Genomic DNA, 18,283 nt, shown 5'->3' with positions numbered 1-18,283 from the left:
TCGCCGAATACAATTGCGGCTGCATTATGCCGACTAGCTTAGCCCCAGCTCGCGCCAAATTCGTAACACTTCCCGTCGTTCGGTCACGAATTGATCACCGTTAATGATTCCGGCCTCATTCTGCAACGCCTGCCGGTGAGCCGCGGAACGGTAGGCCTTGTAGACCTCGCGCAGCAGGCTGGCATCGCTCGCCGGCATCAGCCCAACCTGCTCCAGCCCTTCCAGAATGCGGATGTTATCGGTGTAGCGCAGCAATGACGGGTGCTCTTCGGACCACGCCAGGGCCGCGTATTGCACCATAAATTCGATATCGACGATACCTCCGGCGTCCTGCTTGAGGTCGAACGGCGCCGTGGCTTCAAAGGCGTTGGCCGCGGTTCCGGCGGCGGTCAGGCGGCTGCCCAGGTTGTCACGCATCTTGGCCCGCATTTCACTGACTTCCTGGCGCAACTTGGGCAGGTCGCGGGTTTTACCCAGCACGGCGGCCCGGACCTTTTCAAAGGCCTGGCCCACATCCTGGCTGCCCACCAGCACCCGGGCCCGGACCAGCGCCTGATGCTCCCAGGTCCAGGCTTCGTTTTCCTGATAGCGGGCAAAAGCCCCCAGGGAACTCACCAGCAGCCCCGAAGCACCGGACGGCCGCAGGCGCATATCCACTTCATACAACTGGCCGGAGTTGGTCTGGGTGGTCAGCAGATGGATGATGCGCTGCCCCAGCCGGGTGAAGAACTGTGCACCGTCTATGGGTTTGGGCCCATCGGTTTCCGCTTGCGGATCGCCATCATGGATAAAGACCAGATCCAGGTCGGAACCGTGGCCCAGCTCGATGCCGCCAACCTTGCCGTAGCCGACGATAATGAAACCCGGGTCACACAAGGTGCCGTCAGTGCGCTGTGGCGCCCCGTACTTGGCCACGGTCTGGCGCCAGGCCAGGGCCAGCACCTGTTCCAGAATCGCCTCGGCGAGCCAGGTCAGGTAATCGCTGACCTTCATTAGAGGCAGGCTGCCAGCGATCTCCGAGGCGGCCACCCGCAAACGGTGGGCCAGTTTGAAGTGGCGCAGGGCCTCCATCTGCTGTTCCAGGTCGTCCTCGGGAATCCGCGTCAGGCGCTCGCGCAGCTCGGCCGCCAGCTCCGGCGCCAGGGGCGGCTTGAACAGGCGTCCTTCGTTGAGCAATTCGTCCAGCAACAGAGGGAAGCGGGTGATTTGTTCGGCAATCCACGGACTGGCCGCGCACAGGGTCAGCAAGCGGCGCAAGGCGCCCGGATTTTCGGTGAGCAACACCAGATAGGCCGAACGCCGCGCCACCGCCTCGACCAGCGGCAAGACCCGCTCCAGGACCAGATCCGGATTGGCGTGTTCGACGGCCTGAGCCAGCAGGCGTGGAATAAAGGCATCCAGACGCTCACGCCCCAGACGCTGCATGGCCCGCAATTGCGGACTACCGCGCAGGCTGGCGAGTGCCCGCAGCGCCTTGGGCGCATCGACGAAACCACCCTCCTGCAACTGCCGGCAGGCGGCCTCCTCGTCCTGGGCTTCCTCCCATAAAGGCAGCCACTCGCCCCCCACCACCACTTCGCTTTCAGCGCCTTCGTCTTCATCAGGATCGGCAATCACCTGGCGGAAGTGCCACTCCACCCGCCCACGCCAGTACATCAGTTGCTCATGGAAGGCGCTCCAGTCGGCAAAGCCGAGCATGAAGGCGATCCGCGCCTGGTCCTGGGGATTGTCCGGCAACATCTGCGTCTGCCGGTCGGCAATGGCCTGGATCGCGTGCTCGGTGTAGCGCAGGAACTCGTAGCCCTCACGCAACTCGCTGATCACCGCGGCCGGCAAATAGCCCTGCCCCTCCAAAGTACCCAGCACCTTTAATAAAGGACGCTGCTGCAGGCTCAGGTCGCGACCACCGTGAATCAGCTGGAAGGCCTGGGCGATGAACTCCACCTCGCGAATGCCCCCCGAGCCCAGCTTGATATTGTCGGCCATGCCCTTGCGCCGGACTTCCTGCTGGATCAGTTGCTTCATGGTGCGCAGCGCCTCGATGGCGGAGAAGTCCAGGTAACGGCGGTAGACGAAGGGCCGCAGCATCTCCAGCAATTGCGCCCCGGCCACCTGATCCCCGGCCACCACCCGGGCCTTGATCATGGCGTAGCGTTCCCAGTCGCGCCCCTGGTCCTGGTAGTACTGTTCCAGGGCATTGAAACTCAGCACCAGGGCACCGGCTGAGCCGTACGGCCGCAGGCGCATGTCGACCCGGAACACGAAACCGTCGACGGTCATGGGATCCAGGGCCTTGATCAGACGCTGCCCAAGACGGATGAAGAACTCCTGGTTATCCAGGGCACGCTTGACCCCCACCGTCTCGCCGCCTTCGGGATAGGCAAAGATCAGGTCGATGTCCGACGACAGGTTGAGTTCCACTGCTCCCAGCTTGCCCATGCCGAGGATGACCATCTGCTGCGGCTCGCCGCTGCGGCCGCCGGTGGGCACGCCAAATTGCTGGGTATGACGCAGATACAGCCATTGATAGGCCTGGTCGATGCAGGCGTCGGCCAGGTCGGAAAGGTCACGGCAGGTTTGCACCAGATTCGCCTGGCGGGTCAGGTCGCGCCAGATGATCCGCACCTGCTGGCGAGTGCGCTGGCGGCGCAGTACGCGGCCCAATTGATCATCGGTCTCGGCCGCTTGCACCGCCGCCGCAATCTGCGCGCACAACTCACCCGGCGCAAAAGCCCGGTCCAGCTCACCGGAGCGCACCAGCTCCAGCAACATCAAAGGGTCACGCAGACTCTGTTCAATGACGAAGTCACTGGCGGCACTGACCCGGGCAAACTCGGCCCAGCGCTCGGCGCTCCAATCCGCAACATCGGGACCGCCTTCAAGGGCCGCCACCGCAGCGCGGAACGACTGCTCTGCACGGCTGACCAATGGCAGGAGAATCGCGGGGACTGGGGCAAGCGCGGGCAGACTCATGGGCTATCCTTGATCGGCGTGGAAAAGGCGGGCGGAGAGGAATATCGAGGGCGAGCAGCCTGATGGACTGTCGAACAAAAGTTAGAAATAGCTGAAAATAGGTTTTTTTTAGCAGCCGGCATTAATTTATTACCTATTCCCGTTAGTCAGCGACCAACAGTAACGATTATTCTCACAACGCAGCAGGAGGCCATAAGCCGCTCTTCTGTAGTTTTACTACTCGTATATACATTCGAAAGGCTGAAATGGCCGACGATTTGTAGTAAAACTACACGCCGCCGGATCAACCTCCGGCAATCCAAGAATTTATAATCGTCTGCCCACAAGGCCAGTCGCAAACTCAGGCAACCGATTCTGGAAGCCTTTCCGCCCTGGAGCAAGCCATGCAAGACCTCGATCCCGTCGAAACCCAGGAATGGCTGGACGCCCTGGAATCGGTTCTCGACAAAGAAGGCGAAGACCGTGCTCACTATCTGATGACCCGTATGGGCGAACTCGCGACCCGCAGCGGCTCGCAACTGCCCTACGCCATCACCACGCCATACCGCAACACGATTCCCGTCACCCACGAAGCACGCATGCCTGGCGACCTGTTCATGGAACGCCGCATTCGCTCGCTGGTACGTTGGAACGCGTTGGCCATGGTCATGCGTACGAACCTGAAAGATTCTGACCTGGGCGGTCACATCTCCAGCTTCGCCTCCAGCGCCACCCTGTATGACATCGGCTTCAACTACTTCTTCCAGGCCCCGACCGACGAACACGGCGGCGACCTGATCTACTTCCAGGGTCACGCATCGCCAGGCGTCTACGCCCGTGCGTTCATGGAAGGCCGCATCACCGAAGACCAGATGAACAACTTCCGCCAGGAAGTGGACGGCAACGGCCTGTCCTCCTATCCACACCCTTGGCTGATGCCTGATTTCTGGCAGTTCCCCACCGTTTCTATGGGTCTGGGCCCGATCCAGGCGATCTACCAGGCACGCTTCATGAAGTACCTGGAAGCCCGCGGCTTCATCCCGGCCGGCAAGCAGAAAGTCTGGTGCTTCATGGGCGACGGCGAGTGCGACGAGCCGGAATCCCTGGGCGCGATCTCCCTGGCCGGCCGCGAGAAGCTGGACAACCTGATCTTCGTCATCAACTGCAACCTGCAGCGCCTCGACGGCCCGGTTCGCGGCAACGGCAAGATCATCCAGGAACTCGAAGGCGTGTTCCGTGGTGCCCAGTGGAACGTCAACAAGGTGGTCTGGGGCCGTTTCTGGGACCCACTGCTGGCCAAGGACGTCGACGGCATCCTGCAACGCCGCATGGACGAAGTCATCGACGGCGAGTACCAGAACTACAAGGCCAAGGACGGTGCGTTCGTCCGTGAGCACTTCTTCAATACCCCTGAACTCAAGGCGATGGTTGCCGATCTGTCCGACGACGAGATCTGGAAACTCAACCGTGGCGGCCACGACCCGTACAAGGTCTATGCGGCCTACCACGAGGCGGTCAACCACAAAGAGCAGCCGACCGTCATCCTGGCCAAGACCATCAAGGGTTATGGCACCGGCGCCGGCGAAGCGAAGAACACCGCGCACAACACCAAGAAAGTCGACGTCGACAGCCTGAAGCTGTTCCGCGACCGCTTCGACATTCCGGTGAAAGACGACGACATCGAAAACCTGCCGTTCTTCAAGCCTGAAGAAGGCAGCGCCGAAGCCCGTTACCTGAGCGAGCGTCGTGCCGCACTGGGCGGTTTCGTGCCTCAGCGTCGCGCCAAGAGCTTCAGCATCCCGACTCCGCCACTGGATACCCTCAAGGCCATCCTCGACGGTTCCGGCGATCGCGAAATCTCCACCACCATGGCCTTCGTGCGGATCCTCGCGCAGTTGGTCAAGGACAAGGAAATCGGCCAGCGCATCGTGCCGATCATTCCGGACGAAGCCCGTACCTTCGGTATGGAAGGCATGTTCCGTCAGTTGGGCATCTACTCCTCCGTCGGCCAGCTCTACGAGCCAGTCGATAAAGACCAGGTGATGTTCTACCGCGAAGACAAGAAGGGCCAGATCCTCGAAGAAGGCATCAACGAAGCGGGCGCCATGAGCTCCTTCATCGCTGCCGGTACTTCGTACTCCAGCCACAACCAGCCGATGCTGCCGTTCTACATCTTCTACTCGATGTTCGGCTTCCAGCGTATCGGCGACCTGGCCTGGGCCGCTGGTGACAGCCGTACCCGCGGTTTCCTGATCGGCGGTACCGCCGGCCGTACCACCCTCAACGGTGAAGGCCTGCAGCACGAAGACGGCCACAGCCACATGCTGGCCGGGACCATCCCGAACTGCCGCACCTATGATCCGACCTACGGCTACGAGCTGGCGGTGATCATCCAGGACGGCATGAAGAAGATGACCGAAGAGCAACAGGACGTCTTCTACTACATCACCGTGATGAACGAGTCCTACCAGCAGCCAGCCATGCCGGCCGGTGTCGAGGAAGGCATCATCAAGGGCATGTACCTGCTGGAAGAAGACACCCGCGAAGCCGCGCACCACGTACAACTGATGGGCTCCGGCACCATCCTGCGCGAAGTCCGCGAAGCGGCGAAGATCCTGCGTGACGAGTTCAACGTCGCCGCTGACGTGTGGAGCGTGACCAGCTTCAACGAACTGCGTCGCGATGGCCTGGCCGTAGAGCGCAGCAACCGTCTGCACCCTGGCCAGAAGCCGAAGCTGAGCTACGTGGAAGAGTGCCTGAGCGGCCGTAAGGGTCCGGTCATCGCCTCTACCGACTACATGAAGCTGTTTGCCGAACAGATCCGCCAGTGGGTGCCGTCCAAGGAATTCAAAGTCCTGGGCACCGACGGTTTCGGCCGCAGCGACAGCCGCAAGAAACTGCGTCACTTCTTCGAAGTAGACCGTCACTTCGTGGTGTTGGCAGCCCTGGAAGCCTTGGCTGACCGTGGCGACATCGAACCCAAGGTCGTGGCTGAAGCCATCACCAAGTTCGGTATCGACCCGGAAAAACGCAACCCACTGGACTGCTGAGGAGACTTTCTGTGAGCGAACTCATTCGCGTACCTGACATCGGCAGCGGTGAAGGTGAAGTAATCGAACTGATGGTCAAGGTCGGCGATCGCATCGAAGCCGACCAGAGCATCCTGACCCTCGAGTCGGACAAGGCCAGCATGGAAATCCCTGCGCCGAAGTCCGGCGTGGTCAAAAGCCTGAAGGTGAAGCTGGGCGACCGCCTGAAAGAAGGCGATGAACTGCTGGAACTGGAAGTCGAGGGCGCCGCTGCTGCGGCCCCTGCGCCGGCAGCCGCTGCACCTGCACCTGCACAGCCGGCCGCAGCGCCAGCTGCTGCCGCTCCAACTGCCGCTCCTGCCGCTGCCTCGGTACAGCAGGTGCACGTGCCGGATATCGGCTCGTCGGGCAAGGCCCAGATCATCGAGATCCAGGTCAAGGTCGGCGACACCGTCGAAGCTGATCAGTCGCTGATCACCCTCGAATCCGACAAGGCCAGCATGGAAATCCCGTCGCCGGCTGCCGGCGTGGTCGAGAGCATCAGCGTCAAGCTCAACGATGAAGTGGGCACTGGCGACCTGATCCTGGCCCTGAAAGTGGCCGGTGCTGCGGCTCCTGCCACTGCCGCACCAGCCCAGGCCGCCGCTCCGGCTGCCGCCGCGCCTGCGCCAGCCGCTGCTGCAGCTGCGCCAGTGGCCGACAGCGTCCAGGACATTCACGTTCCGGACATCGGCTCGGCCGGCAAGGCCAAGATCATCGAAGTGCTGGTCAAGGCCGGCGACAGCGTGGTTGCCGACCAGTCGCTGATCACCCTCGAATCCGACAAGGCCAGCATGGAAATCCCATCGCCAGCCGCCGGCATCGTGGAAAGCGTGTCGATCAAGCTGGACGACGAAGTCGGTACCGGCGACCTGATCCTCAAGCTCAAGGTCAAGGGCGCCGCCCCGGCAGCCGCTCCGGCACCTGCCGCGGCCCCTGCCCCGGCGAAAGCTGAAGCGGCTCCTGCCGCCGCCGCGCCTGCCGCTGCCGCTCCAGTTGCCGCTCCGGCCAAACCAGGCGCGAAAGTTCACGCCGGCCCGGCTGTGCGCCAACTGGCCCGCGAATTCGGTGTCGAGCTGAACGCCGTGAGCGCCAGCGGTCCGCACGGCCGCATCCTCAAGGAAGACGTGCAGGTCTACGTCAAGGCGATGATGCAGAAAGCCAAGGAAGCACCGGCTGCCGGCGCAACCGGTGGCGCGGGCATCCCGCCGATCCCGGTCGTGGACTTCAGCCGCTTCGGTGAAATCGAAGAAGTGCCGATGACCCGCCTGATGCAGGCCGGCGCCGCCAACCTGCACCGCAGCTGGCTGAACGTGCCGCACGTGACGCAGTTCGACTCGGCCGATATCACCGAGCTGGAAGCGTTCCGCGTTGCACAGAAAGCCGTGGCCGAGAAGGCCGGCGTCAAGCTGACCATCCTGCCGCTGCTGCTCAAGTCCTGTGCGCACCTGCTCAAGGAACTGCCGGACTTCAACAGTTCCCTGGCACCCAGCGGCAAGGCGATCATCCGCAAGAAGTACGTGAACATCGGCTTTGCCGTGGACACCCCGGATGGCCTGCTGGTACCGGTGATCAAGAACGTCGACCAGAAGAGCCTGCTGCAACTGGCGGCCGAGGCGGCTTCCCTGGCGGAAAAAGCCCGGACCAAGAAGCTCTCTGCGGACGAGATGCAAGGCGCCTGCTTCACCATCTCCAGCCTCGGGCACATTGGCGGCACCGGCTTCACGCCGATCGTCAACGCGCCGGAAGTGGCGATCCTCGGTGTTTCCAAGGCCACCATCCAGCCCGTCTGGGACGGCAAGGCCTTCCAGCCGAAGCTGATGCTGCCACTGTCCCTGTCCTACGATCACCGTGTGATCAACGGCGCGGCCGCTGCACGCTTCACCAAGCGTCTGAGCGACCTGCTGGCCGACATCCGCACCATCCTGCTGTAACTCGCGAACCGGCCTTCCCGTCATGGGTGGGCCGGTACCGCACGTTTTCCGAGCGCCACGCTCGTACCTCAACCCCGTCAATTTGGCGGGGCTTTTTTTTGCCGGAAAAACGTCGCCAATTGCCCGTCATTGCTCGAGCCCAAACAGCAAAAAAGTTACTTTGCAGAAATCCTTCTGCCTGCCGATACAGGTTTATAGCACTTAGCCTTCATCTTACTTGTCAGTCGATGCCGCATGATGCAACCTTGCCGCAGGCAACAGTAAAGAGGGCGCGAGCCCGGCGCGATCAGCAATTTCGAAGCGAGTTTCCCCATGAAAAGCCAACCCGATGCCGCCAGCCGTATGGCGGCCGAGGTAGTGACGCAGTTGCCTGTGCCCTCGCGGCTCGGCATGTTGCGTTTCGAACGGCTGAATGAAGCGAGCTGGGCGCTGCTGTTTCTCGATCCCAACTGCGAACGTCAGTTCGGCCTGCCCGCCGTCGAACTCTGCGCTCTGGTCGGCTCCCCCTATGCCAGCCTGATGGAGCCTGAGGCGCGTTATCAGTTGCACGACGCCATCCAGCAGCAACTGAGTACCAGCCCCCATTACCTGATCCGCTACACCTTGCACACCGGCCAAGGCCCCTTGAGCATCCTGGAGCTGGGGGAAGCCTACAAACAACACAACCGGCACTTGCTGCGCGGCTACCTGCTGGTGGTCGAAGGCCTGTTCAGCGATGCCTCGCCAATGCCCACCGTGGATCTGGAAACCCAGAACACCCGCCTGCAGATCGCCCTGGAACTCAACCAGCGGGCCCAGCAGGAACAGCTGCAGCATCTGGAGCGGGTACGTGCGCAGCAGGACCTGATCCTGCTCCTGACCCGCCAGCGCTACAGCACCAGCAACTCCCTGAAGGAAGCTGCCGAGCTGATCACCCGCAGTGCCTGCGACATCTACCAGATCGACTGCGCCAGCATCTGGAACCTGGAAGACCAGCTACTGGTGCCGATTGCCGCCTACCACCGCGGCCCCCAGGAATACCGCATGCCGGAGTCCATCGACGCCAGCAGCTTTCCCGATTACCTGGAAGCCCTGCACAGCTGCCGCGCCATCGACGCCCAGAATGCCATGCGCGACCCGCGCACCCGAGAGATGGCCGAAAGCCTGCGGCCACGGGATGTGAATGCCATGCTCGACGCCAGTATCCGCATCGACGGCCAGGTAGTCGGCGTGCTGTGCCTGGAACAGACCGGCATGACCCGGGCCTGGCAGTCCGACGAGATTGCCTTTGCTGGCGAGCTGGCAGACCAGTTCGCCCAAGTCATCAACAATCACAACCGACGCGCCGCCACCAGCGCCCTGCACCTGTTCCAGCGCGCCGTGGAACAGAGCGCCAACGCTTTCCTGCTGGTCAACTGCGACGGCGTGGTGGAGTACGTCAACCCAAGCTTTACCGCGATCACCCAATACAGCACCGAAGAGGTGCACGGCCACCGCCTGTCCGAACTGCCGGCCCTGGAAAACCTCAGCGAACTGTTGTTCGACGCCCCTTCCAGCCTGGCCAAGAGCAACAGCTGGCAAGGCGAGTTCAAGAGCCGACGCAAGAACCTCGAGCCCTACTGGGGCCAGCTGTCGATCTCCAAGGTCTACGGCGACAATCGTGAGCTGACCCACTACATCGGCATCTACGAAGACATCACCCAGACCAAGCTCGCCCAGCAACGCATCGAGCGCCTGGCCTACACCGACAACCTGACCAACCTGGGCAACCGCCCCGCGTTCATCCGCAACCTGGATGAACGCTTCGCCCGAGACAGCGATACCCCGATCAGCCTGCTGCTGGTAGACATCGACAACTTCAAGCGGATCAACGACAGCCTCGGCCACCAGACCGGCGACAAGCTGCTGATCAGCCTGGCCCGACGCCTGCGCAACAGCCTGAGCCCCAGCGGCAGCCTGGCGCGCTTTGCCAGTAACGAATTCGCCGTACTGCTGGACAACACCGACCTGGAAACCGGGCAACAGATCGCCAGCCAACTGCTGATGACCCTGGACAAGCCGATGTTCGTCGACAACCAGCTGATCAGCGTCACCGGCTCCGTGGGGCTGGCCAGCGCGCCACTGCATGGCCGCGACCCGCAGACCCTGATGCGCAACGCCGGCCTGGCGCTGCACAAGGCCAAGGCCAACGGCAAGCACCAGGTGCAGGTCTTCACCGAAGCCCTCAACGCCGAAGCCAGCTACAAGCTGTTCGTCGAAAACAACCTGCGCCGGGCCCTGACCCAGAACGAGCTGGACGTGTTCTATCAGCCCAAGCTGTGCCTGCGCAGCGGCCGCCTGCTGGGCATGGAAGCGCTGCTGCGCTGGAACCACCCGGAAAAGGGCATGATCCGCCCGGACCAGTTCATCAGCGTGGCGGAAGAAACCGGCCTGATCATCCCCATCGGCAAGTGGATCGCCCGCCAGGCCTGCCGCATGAGCAAGCAACTGACCGCCGCCGGCCTGGGCAACCTGCATGTGGCCATCAACCTGTCGCCCAAGCAGTTCTCCGACCCGGACCTGGTTGCATCCATCGCCAGCATCCTCAAGGAAGAGCAACTGCCCTCCTCGCTGCTGGAGCTTGAATTAACAGAGGGCTTGCTGCTGGAAGCCACCGACGACACTCACCAACAGCTAGAACAGCTGAAAAAACTTGGCCTGACCCTGGCCATGGACGACTTCGGCACCGGCTATTCGTCCCTGAGCTACCTGAAGAAATTCCCCATCGATATCATCAAGATCGATCGCAGCTTCATCCACGAGATCCCCGACAACCAGGACGACATGGAAATCACCTCGGCCGTGATCGCCATGGCTCACAACCTGAAGATCAAGGTGGTCGCCGAAGGCATCGAGACCGCCGAGCAACTGGCATTCCTGCGCCGTCATCGCTGCGACGTCGGCCAGGGCTACCTGTTCGACCGGCCGATTCCCGGCACCGAGCTGATTGCCAAGCTCAAGCGCTATCCTCGCGGCCCAATTGCCTGACAGCGCTGTAACACTCGGGCAAACTGCGTGTCTATCGACTGAACGACTCCCCAACCTGACTGGAGGACCGACACATGGTCTTGCGCTCGGAAATACTGGTGAACAAAAACGTGCTTCCAACCAAAGAACAAGCTCTGCCCGGCCGCGAAACACCCATGACCGTGCCTGAAGAACACTACGTCAACGGCAACCCACTGCTGGGCCCGTTTCCGGGCAATGTGGATTTCGCCATCTTCGGCCTGGGCTGTTTCTGGGGCGCCGAGCGGCGCTTCTGGCAGCGCGAAGGCGTGTTCAGCACCTGCGTGGGTTATGCCGGCGGTTTCACCCCGAACCCGACCTACGAAGAAGTCTGCTCAGGCCTGACCGGCCATACCGAAGTGGTGCTGGTGGTGTATGAGCCCGAGAAAGTCAGCTACAAAGAGCTGCTGGCGATGTTCTGGGAACTGCACAACCCGACCCAGGGCATGCGCCAGGGCAATGACGTTGGCACCCAGTACCGCTCGGTGATCTACACCACCAACCCGACCCAGCTGGAGCAGGCGCTGCACAGCAGGGACGTGTTCCAGGCGGAACTGACCAAGGCCGGCCTGGGCGAAATCACCACTGAAATTGGAGAAGCCCCGACCGTCTATTTCGCCGAGGCGTACCACCAGCAGTACCTGGCGAAGAATCCCGAAGGCTATTGCGGGATCGGCGGCACTGGCGTGACCTGCCCGATCTGAACCCGCCGCAAGCGACAAGCCTCAAGCTCCAGACGCTGTGTTTTCAGCTTGAGGCTTGAGGCTTGAGGCTTGAAATGTAGCGCTGTTACTCGGCGATCAACCAGTCCATCTGCCAGCCGCCCTGGGTCTGGCCGAGTTTCTTCGACAGCCACGGCAGCAGCTCGCGCAACTCCTCCTCCAGCCCCCAAGGCGGATTGGCAATCGCCAGGCCCGAACCGTTGAGGCTGTTGGGCGTATCCAGCGGATGCACCAGCAACTCCACCCTCAGCAGCTTCGGCGCGCCGGTACCGGCCAGGTCCTGGTAGAAGCGCCGCAGGGCCCGCTGATCCTTGACCGGGTACCAGATGGCCGCCACGGTCTGACGCATGCGGCCAATGGCCTCCTTCAACGACGCAGCACAGCGCTGCATCTCGTCGAGCTGCTCGAAAGGCGGGTCGATCAGCATCACCGCACGTTTTTCAGCCACCGGCAGCAACGCCCGAGCCACGTGCCAGCCTTCCCCCAGGTGCACCGCCACCCGACGATCACCCTTCATGTTGTCCTTGAGCAGCAGGCCGTCTTCCGGGTGTTTTTCGTTGAGCAGCACCCGGTCCTGGGAGCGGGTCAAGCGTCGCGCCAATTCCGGTGACCCCGGGTAGTAACGCAACTCGCCATCGGGGTTCATCTTGTGCAGCACCTGCATGTAGTCGGCGGTCAGCGCCGGAAGATCCTGTTCGCCCCACAAGCGGGCGATGCCTTCCAAATACTCGCCGGTACGGTTTGCCTGGTCGCCCTTGAGGTCATACAGACCGATGCCGGCGTGGCTGTCGAGGTAGGCGAACGGCTGCTCCTTGCGCGACATCAGGGCGATGAGGCGGGTCAAGGTCAGGTGTTTGAAGACGTCGGCGTGATTGCCGGCGTGGAAGGCGTGACGATAGTTCATGGTTGCTCCTGCGCAGGCGGGCAAGTTTACCTTGTGCGCAGGCTGTCGTCAGTTCGAACGGCGGCCGTACCCGGCGCAGGCGACGATGGGTACGGCCCGGGACTCAGGCAAATTCGTGGCAGACCTCGGACCACAGGCTGACCCGCCGCCCGGACGATTCGAAGACCTCGATCTCGCGCTTGATCCCGCCGCTGTCCCTCCAGCCTGGCAGGTCGAGCACGATCAACTCTTCCATCATCGCCATGTACAACGCATCCACCGGTGCCCAGAGCTTGCCGATGGCAGCGTTGTCCTTGCCGGCCAGGCACAGGTTGATCGGATGGGACATGCTCACCTGGCTGAACACTGCGTGCCCGGCCTCGAGTATCTGCGCCGCAACGCGATTGCACTGAAGAAAACGCTCATTGATGACCTCAGCGTCGGAGTGGCTGTAGGGACAGGCCAGGAAAATCTTGCGCATCGTTACCTCGACTTCAGGGATAGGTGGAGCGGACCCTCAGGTCCGCGCAGGTTGCAGGGCAAAGGCCGCGGCCTGTTCCTGCTCTTGCAGCTCATAACGCTGGGCGGCCGGCACCGAGATACGGATGGCAATCGCTACCGCCAGCAAGCCGCCGAACAGTTTGCCGATGAGCACCGGCAGGATCAGGCTCGGCTGGAAGTTCGCGGTAAACGCCAGGTGATCGCCGATCAGCGCCTGGGCACAAACCCCCAGGGCCACGCACAGCACTTTGTCGCGAGCGGTCATGTGCTTGAACAAGTGGTAGGTGGCGATGATGTTGGCGAACACCATGACAAAGCCCGCAGCACCGGTGCTGGACAGGTTCAACTGGCGTCCCAGCAGCTCCATGGGCTTTTTGCAGTAGCGCTGGAACAGGTAGCAGATGGGGAAGGTGCCGGCGAGCATGATGCCGATGTAACCGGCGATCTCGATGGCCCGGAACAGCTCCTTTTCATCGGCGAACATCGGGTCGAAGCCCCAGCCGCCGAAGTTGATGCTGAAGAACTTGGTGAAGTGCTCGACGATGCTCAGGGCCAGGATCAGCTTGATCGCCGCGTCCATGATCTTGCCGAACACCAGGAAGCCGCCAACCATCATGCGCGGCCGGTAACGCAGTCCCGCCGCCAGCAGGAAGCAGAACACGAACAGCGGCGCCAGCAGCTTGAGCATGTCGACAAACCCCAGGGACAGGTAGTACAGCGCCTCGGAGTTGGTGGAGACGATATCGCGCACCGGCAACTGGGTAGCGGTGATGATCAGCAACGACATCAGCACGGCGAAGGGAATGCTGATCAGCCCGGCCATGGCGCCCAGGGCCAGGTACTTGTGGTCCTTGCGCTCAAGCATGGTCAGGCCCACCGGGATCAGGTAGACGATGGTCGCCCCCGAGGTGTAGCCCACCAGCATCGCGGTGATCCACAGGTCGCGATTGGCGGTCAGGGCATTGGCCAGCTGATAGCCGCCCATGTCCACGGCGATGATCGACAACGCCGCGATCGACACATCCGAACCCAGGGCATTGAAGAACGGCCCCAGCGCATGGGAGATGCCCTGGGACAGGTAGGGAATCGCCACCATGATCCCGGCCTGGGCCAGAAAGACCGGACCGATGGAATGGATACCGTTGACGAACTCCTTACCCAGGCCACTGTCGGGCTTGATGATGGATGACAGGGCGCCGACCACGGCGCCGAGCATGATCAGGTAAATGACGTAGTTTCCAAATTCAGCCATGTGGGTTCATCTCTCTGCGCGTCATTTATAGGTTTCCCCCACCAGGGAGGTTCTTGTTGAGGCCAGCGCTGGTCATCTCTTCGCCAAGGCGGGCGATGACCCGGTATGCAAACACAGGGCATTTCCTATGCCATAATGTGTATTAGTTGTGGTTTTAACCTACAAATACTCAATTATCGGTCACAATATCTGTCGCCAGAGTCTTCATGAGCTGATCTGGCCTAGCTAAGCGGGTGACCGGTCACGATTGTGAAACCTGCAGTTAAATGCTTAACTTCGCCATCGAACCTGACCGAATCTGCATGCAAATGTGCAAAATGTGTGCGTAAGTAACAAAAACTGCCCATTTGTGTGGCGAAGTACCACTAACGGAAAGCCCCATGCGCCCCAACGAACGACGACAGCAGATTCTCGAACTCCTGCGCCAGCGGGAGCGAATTTCCGTGGAGGAACTGGCCCGCATTACCGCCACCTCCCAGGAAACCATTCGCCGCGACCTCAGCGAACTGGCGGAAAACGGCCTGGTTACCAAGTTCCATGGCGGCGCGGCCCTGCCGCCTACCGGTGAACACGAAAACACCTTCCAGACCCGCATGAACGAACACGCCCAGGAGAAGCGTGCCATTGCCCGCTACGCCGCCGGCCTGTTCTGCGCCGGGGACAGCATCTTTATCGATACCGGGACTACCACCCTGTTCTTCGCCCGGGAACTGGCCCAGCTCACGCGCCTGACGGTCATCACCAACTCCCTGCCAATCGCCGGCTGCCTGGGCGAATCCGGTAACCGGGTGTTCATGATCGGCGGCGAATACCGCCCCGACTCGACGCAGAACGTCGGCACCCTGGCCCTGGAGCAGATCACCCGCTTCAACGCCGAACACGCGGTGATCACCATCGGTGCGCTGAATGAAGACGGCGCCATGGACTTCTCCATCGAAGAGGCCGAAGTCGCTCGCGCCATGATTGCCCAGGCCCGCCAGCTGACCGTAATCGCCGACTCCTCGAAGCTGGAACGCCGTGGCCTGTTCAAGGTATTTCCACTGGAGCGCATCGACCGCCTGGTGATTGATCGCCAGCCCGGCCCGGCACTGCAGGCGGCGTTGGAAAAAGCCGGCGTGGAAGTGCATCTGGTGGCCCAGTCCTGAACCCGCCCCGGTGTGGCAGGCGGTCGCCCACCGCCTTAAATCCACAAATAACTGACCGATATATGACCGAATAAGAAATAAAAACAACAACCATGGCCCGCAATATGCTTTGATTCCTGCACACGATCTTGGTGTTACCGCAGGAAACAGGCATTTATATGACCGAACTTTATCCGAACAGTGTGACTTTCGATGTGGCCATCGTCGGTGGCGGAGTCGTCGGTTGCGCCATGGCCAGGCGCTTTGCCCTGGAGGGTGCACGGGTGGTGCTGCTGGAAAAGGGCAGCGACATTCTTTCCGGCGCCAGCAAGGCCAACAGCGCCATCCTGCACACCGGCTTCGATGCCCCTAGCGGCAGCCTGGAGCTGCAGTGCATGCAGGCCGGGTACCAGGAATACCTGGAGATTCACTCGCCCATGAACTTGCCGCTGCTCAAGAGTGGCGCCCTGGTGGTGGCCTGGAACGCCGAGGACCAGGCCCGCCTGCCAGGGATTCTCGACCAGGCCCAGGCCAATGGGGTCAATAACGTGCGCCTGCTGGAACGCAGCGAGATCCTCGCCCTGGAACCCCATCTGGCCAATCACGCGGTGGGCGCGGTGCTGGTGCCCGACGAACACCTGATCGACCCCTGGTCAGCGCCCCTGGGCTACCTGCAGCAGGCCATGGCCCACGGCGCCCGGGTGCAGTTGCGGTGCGAGGTGCAGCAAGGCCAATTCGATGGTGATGCCTGGACCCTGCATACCAACCAGGGCACCTTGCGCAGCGCCCAGGTGATCAACTGCGCGGGGCTGTTCGGTGACACCCTGGAGCACAACCTGCTGGGCCACAGCGAATTTCGCATCATGCCGCGCAAGGGCCAGTTCGTGGTCTTCGACAAGGCCGCGGCCAAACTGCTGGAGCGCATCGTCCTGCCGGTGCCCAACGAACGCACCAAAGGCATCGTCCTGACCCGCACCGTCTACGGCAACCTGCTGGTGGGCCCCACCGCCGAAGAACAGGAGGACCGGGTGCATGCCGGGCTCGACGGCCCGACCCTGCAAAGCCTGATCGACGCTGCCGTGGAGCGGATTCCCGGCCTCGCCGGAATGCCGGTCACCGCTACCTACGCAGGACTGCGCCCGGCCAGCGAAAAGAAGGAGTACCGGATCCAGGCCGATCACTCCCGGCACTGGATCACCGTCGGCGGCATCCGCTCCACCGGGCTCACTGCCGCCCTGGGCATTGCCCGGCACGTCTACAGCCTGTACAGCCAGCGTCGCCAGCATCACCCGGTGCGCGAGCCGGTCTGGCCGCAGATGCCCAACCTCGCGGAGCACTTGGCCCGGGACTGGCAACGCCCCGGCTATGGCGAAATCGTCTGCCATTGCGAACTGGTGACCCGTCGCGAAATCGAGACCGCCCTGCACAGCCCCCTGCCCCCCGGCGATCTGGGTGGGCTCAAGCGTCGCACCCGTGCCTGCATGGGTCGCTGCCAGGGTTTCTATTGCTCGGCCCAGGTCGCCGAACTCAGTGCCAGCCAACTGGCCGTCCCACTTGCCACAGGTCGTTGCCATGAACAGCACTGAACTCCTTCAGGCCGAAGCGGCCATTATCGGCAGCGGCCCGGCGGGCCTCGCAGCCGCCATTGAACTGCGGCGCCAGGGCATCGGCCCGGTGATTGTCATCGAGCGTGAAAGCGAAGCTGGCGGCATTCCCCGGCACTGCGCTCACCCGCCCTTCGGCATGCGCGAGTATCAGCGCATTCTCAGCGGCCCGGCCTATGCCCGGCGCAATGTCGAAGCCGCGCTGAAAGCCGGCGTGATCCTGCTGCTGCGCCACACGGTAGTCAGCCTGGAACCCGGCGGCCTGCTGCGCCTGGCGAGCACCGACGGGCCGCGGCAGATCCAGGCGAAAAAGGTCCTGATCGCCACCGGCGCCCGGGAAACCCCGCGCTCGGCACGCCTGCTGTCCGGCGACCGCCCGGTGGGCGTGATCAACACCGGAGCGTTGCAGAACTTCCTCTATATGCAGCACCTCAAGCCCTTTGAACGACCGCTGATCGTCGGCACCGAGCTGGTCAGCCTGTCCGCCGTACTCAGTTGCCGGCGCGCAGGAATCCGCCCGGTAGCGGTGCTCGAAGCCAACAACCGGGCAACCGCACGCTGGCCGCTGTCGCTGTTTCCACGCTTACTGGGCATTCCCATGCATTTCGGCGCGCAATTGCTGGCGATCAACGGCACCGGCCGGGTGGAATCGGCCCAGGTGCGCCTGGCCGACGGTCAGGTGCGCGAGATTGCCTGCGACGGCGTGCTGCTCACGGGCCAGTTCACCCCTGAGTCGAGCCTGGTGCGCCAGAGCCACCTGCAGCTGGACAGCGGTAGCGACGGGCCGAAGATCGACCAATACGGGCGCTGCTCGGACCCGGCCTACTTCGCCGCCGGCAACCTGCTGCGACCGATCGAGACCGCCGGCTGGTCCTACCGTGAAGGGCGGCGTATCGGCAGCCTGATGGCACTGGCCCTGTGCAACCAGCTACCCGCTCCCCATGACGCGCTGACCCTGAAATACGCAGCCCCGATCAAGCTCGGCGTACCGGGCCGGCTGGTGCGCGGCGAGCTGGCGGGCCTGCAGCACATCCAACTGCGGGTCAGCCGGGCGGTCAGCGGCACCTTGCGGGTTCGCGCCCAGGGCCTGGACCTCTGGAGCCGCCCGGTCTCGGCACTGCCGGAACGGCGCCTGCTGATTCCCCTCAAGGAACTGCAACTGCCGGAACACCTTGACCAACTGGACATCTGCATCGACTAGGCCCGTCCCACAACAAGA

The 18,283-nt window shown here is 62.5% G+C and carries 11 protein-coding genes; 7 read left to right on the top strand and 4 right to left on the bottom strand.

The annotated features are described in order from the left end of the window. Positions 1 to 33: 33 nt before the first annotated feature. The gene (gene glnE, locus PFZ56_RS08425; protein WP_102882042.1) at positions 34 to 2,973 is read right to left on the bottom strand and encodes a bifunctional [glutamate--ammonia ligase]-adenylyl-L-tyrosine phosphorylase/[glutamate--ammonia-ligase] adenylyltransferase; all 2,940 of its coding nucleotides are present in this window, start codon (positions 2,971 to 2,973) and stop codon (positions 34 to 36) included. Between the two features lie 383 nt (positions 2,974 to 3,356). Between glnE and aceE the strand changes: the two genes are divergently transcribed. The 4 genes from aceE (at position 3,357) to msrA (ending at position 11,682) form a co-directional block, all read left to right on the top strand. Beyond that, the gene (aceE, locus tag PFZ56_RS08420) at positions 3,357 to 6,002 is read left to right on the top strand and encodes a pyruvate dehydrogenase (acetyl-transferring), homodimeric type (RefSeq protein WP_170001607.1); all 2,646 of its coding nucleotides are present in this window, start codon (positions 3,357 to 3,359) and stop codon (positions 6,000 to 6,002) included. An 11-nt stretch (positions 6,003 to 6,013) separates the two neighbouring features. Then, the gene (gene aceF, locus PFZ56_RS08415; protein WP_102882044.1) at positions 6,014 to 7,954 is read left to right on the top strand and encodes a dihydrolipoyllysine-residue acetyltransferase; all 1,941 of its coding nucleotides are present in this window, start codon (positions 6,014 to 6,016) and stop codon (positions 7,952 to 7,954) included. 312 nt (positions 7,955 to 8,266) lie between these two features. Continuing rightward, on the top strand, positions 8,267 to 10,960 hold the full coding sequence (locus PFZ56_RS08410) for a GGDEF and EAL domain-containing protein (protein WP_102882045.1): 2,694 nt from the start codon (positions 8,267 to 8,269) through the stop codon (positions 10,958 to 10,960). A gap of 74 nt (positions 10,961 to 11,034) precedes the next feature. Continuing rightward, complete coding sequence (msrA, locus tag PFZ56_RS08405; protein ID WP_102882046.1) at positions 11,035 to 11,682, top strand: peptide-methionine (S)-S-oxide reductase MsrA; 648 nt, start codon at positions 11,035 to 11,037, stop codon at positions 11,680 to 11,682. Positions 11,683 to 11,767: 85 nt separating this feature from the next. On the opposite strand, the gene PFZ56_RS08400 is transcribed toward msrA, so the two are convergent. From PFZ56_RS08400 to eutH, 3 genes are all read right to left on the bottom strand, one after another. Then, positions 11,768 to 12,604, bottom strand: a complete 837-nt coding sequence (locus PFZ56_RS08400; RefSeq protein WP_102862856.1) for a 23S rRNA (adenine(2030)-N(6))-methyltransferase RlmJ — start codon at positions 12,602 to 12,604, stop codon at positions 11,768 to 11,770. Positions 12,605 to 12,707: 103 nt separating this feature from the next. Beyond that, positions 12,708 to 13,064, bottom strand: a complete 357-nt coding sequence (locus tag PFZ56_RS08395) for a DUF1937 family protein (protein WP_102882047.1) — start codon at positions 13,062 to 13,064, stop codon at positions 12,708 to 12,710. Positions 13,065 to 13,100: 36 nt separating this feature from the next. Next, on the bottom strand, positions 13,101 to 14,336 hold the full coding sequence (eutH, locus tag PFZ56_RS08390) for an ethanolamine utilization protein EutH (RefSeq protein WP_102862854.1): 1,236 nt from the start codon (positions 14,334 to 14,336) through the stop codon (positions 13,101 to 13,103). Between the two features lie 380 nt (positions 14,337 to 14,716). On the opposite strand from eutH, the gene PFZ56_RS08385 reads away from it, so the two are divergent. The 3 genes from PFZ56_RS08385 to PFZ56_RS08375 all read left to right on the top strand — a co-directional run bounded on the left by PFZ56_RS08385 (position 14,717) and on the right by PFZ56_RS08375 (position 18,265). Continuing rightward, positions 14,717 to 15,481, top strand: coding sequence for a DeoR/GlpR family DNA-binding transcription regulator (locus PFZ56_RS08385; RefSeq protein ID WP_170001609.1), 765 nt, complete (start codon positions 14,717 to 14,719; stop codon positions 15,479 to 15,481). Between the two features lie 158 nt (positions 15,482 to 15,639). Continuing rightward, positions 15,640 to 17,046 (top strand): NAD(P)/FAD-dependent oxidoreductase, encoded by a 1,407-nt coding sequence (locus PFZ56_RS08380; RefSeq protein ID WP_170001611.1) that lies wholly within the window; start codon positions 15,640 to 15,642, stop codon positions 17,044 to 17,046. After that, positions 17,033 to 18,265, top strand: a complete 1,233-nt coding sequence (locus PFZ56_RS08375) for an NAD(P)/FAD-dependent oxidoreductase (protein ID WP_213664624.1) — start codon at positions 17,033 to 17,035, stop codon at positions 18,263 to 18,265. The genes PFZ56_RS08380 and PFZ56_RS08375 overlap by 14 nt, the downstream gene beginning before the upstream one ends. Positions 18,266 to 18,283: the final 18 nt, after the last annotated feature.

Source organism: Pseudomonas danubii (genome assembly GCF_042980055.1).
GTDB lineage: Bacteria > Pseudomonadota > Gammaproteobacteria > Pseudomonadales > Pseudomonadaceae > Aquipseudomonas > Aquipseudomonas danubii.
Note: the sequence above shows the minus strand (reverse complement) of the source record. Positions and strands in the feature narration are given on the sequence as shown.

What these genes read in the sequence shown, in the direction of transcription:
- glnE (WP_102882042.1), bottom strand. Translation starts at nt 2,973, where the DNA reads ATGAGTCTGCCCGCGCTTGCCCCAGTCCCCGCGATTCTCCTGCCATTG.
- aceE (WP_170001607.1), top strand. Translation starts at nt 3,357, where the DNA reads ATGCAAGACCTCGATCCCGTCGAAACCCAGGAATGGCTGGACGCCCTG.
- PFZ56_RS08410 (WP_102882045.1), top strand. Translation starts at nt 8,267, where the DNA reads ATGAAAAGCCAACCCGATGCCGCCAGCCGTATGGCGGCCGAGGTAGTG.
- msrA (WP_102882046.1), top strand. Translation starts at nt 11,035, where the DNA reads ATGGTCTTGCGCTCGGAAATACTGGTGAACAAAAACGTGCTTCCAACC.
- PFZ56_RS08400 (WP_102862856.1), bottom strand. Translation starts at nt 12,604, where the DNA reads ATGAACTATCGTCACGCCTTCCACGCCGGCAATCACGCCGACGTCTTC.
- PFZ56_RS08395 (WP_102882047.1), bottom strand. Translation starts at nt 13,064, where the DNA reads ATGCGCAAGATTTTCCTGGCCTGTCCCTACAGCCACTCCGACGCTGAG.
- eutH (WP_102862854.1), bottom strand. Translation starts at nt 14,336, where the DNA reads ATGGCTGAATTTGGAAACTACGTCATTTACCTGATCATGCTCGGCGCC.
- PFZ56_RS08385 (WP_170001609.1), top strand. Translation starts at nt 14,717, where the DNA reads ATGCGCCCCAACGAACGACGACAGCAGATTCTCGAACTCCTGCGCCAG.
- PFZ56_RS08380 (WP_170001611.1), top strand. Translation starts at nt 15,640, where the DNA reads ATGACCGAACTTTATCCGAACAGTGTGACTTTCGATGTGGCCATCGTC.
- PFZ56_RS08375 (WP_213664624.1), top strand. Translation starts at nt 17,033, where the DNA reads ATGAACAGCACTGAACTCCTTCAGGCCGAAGCGGCCATTATCGGCAGC.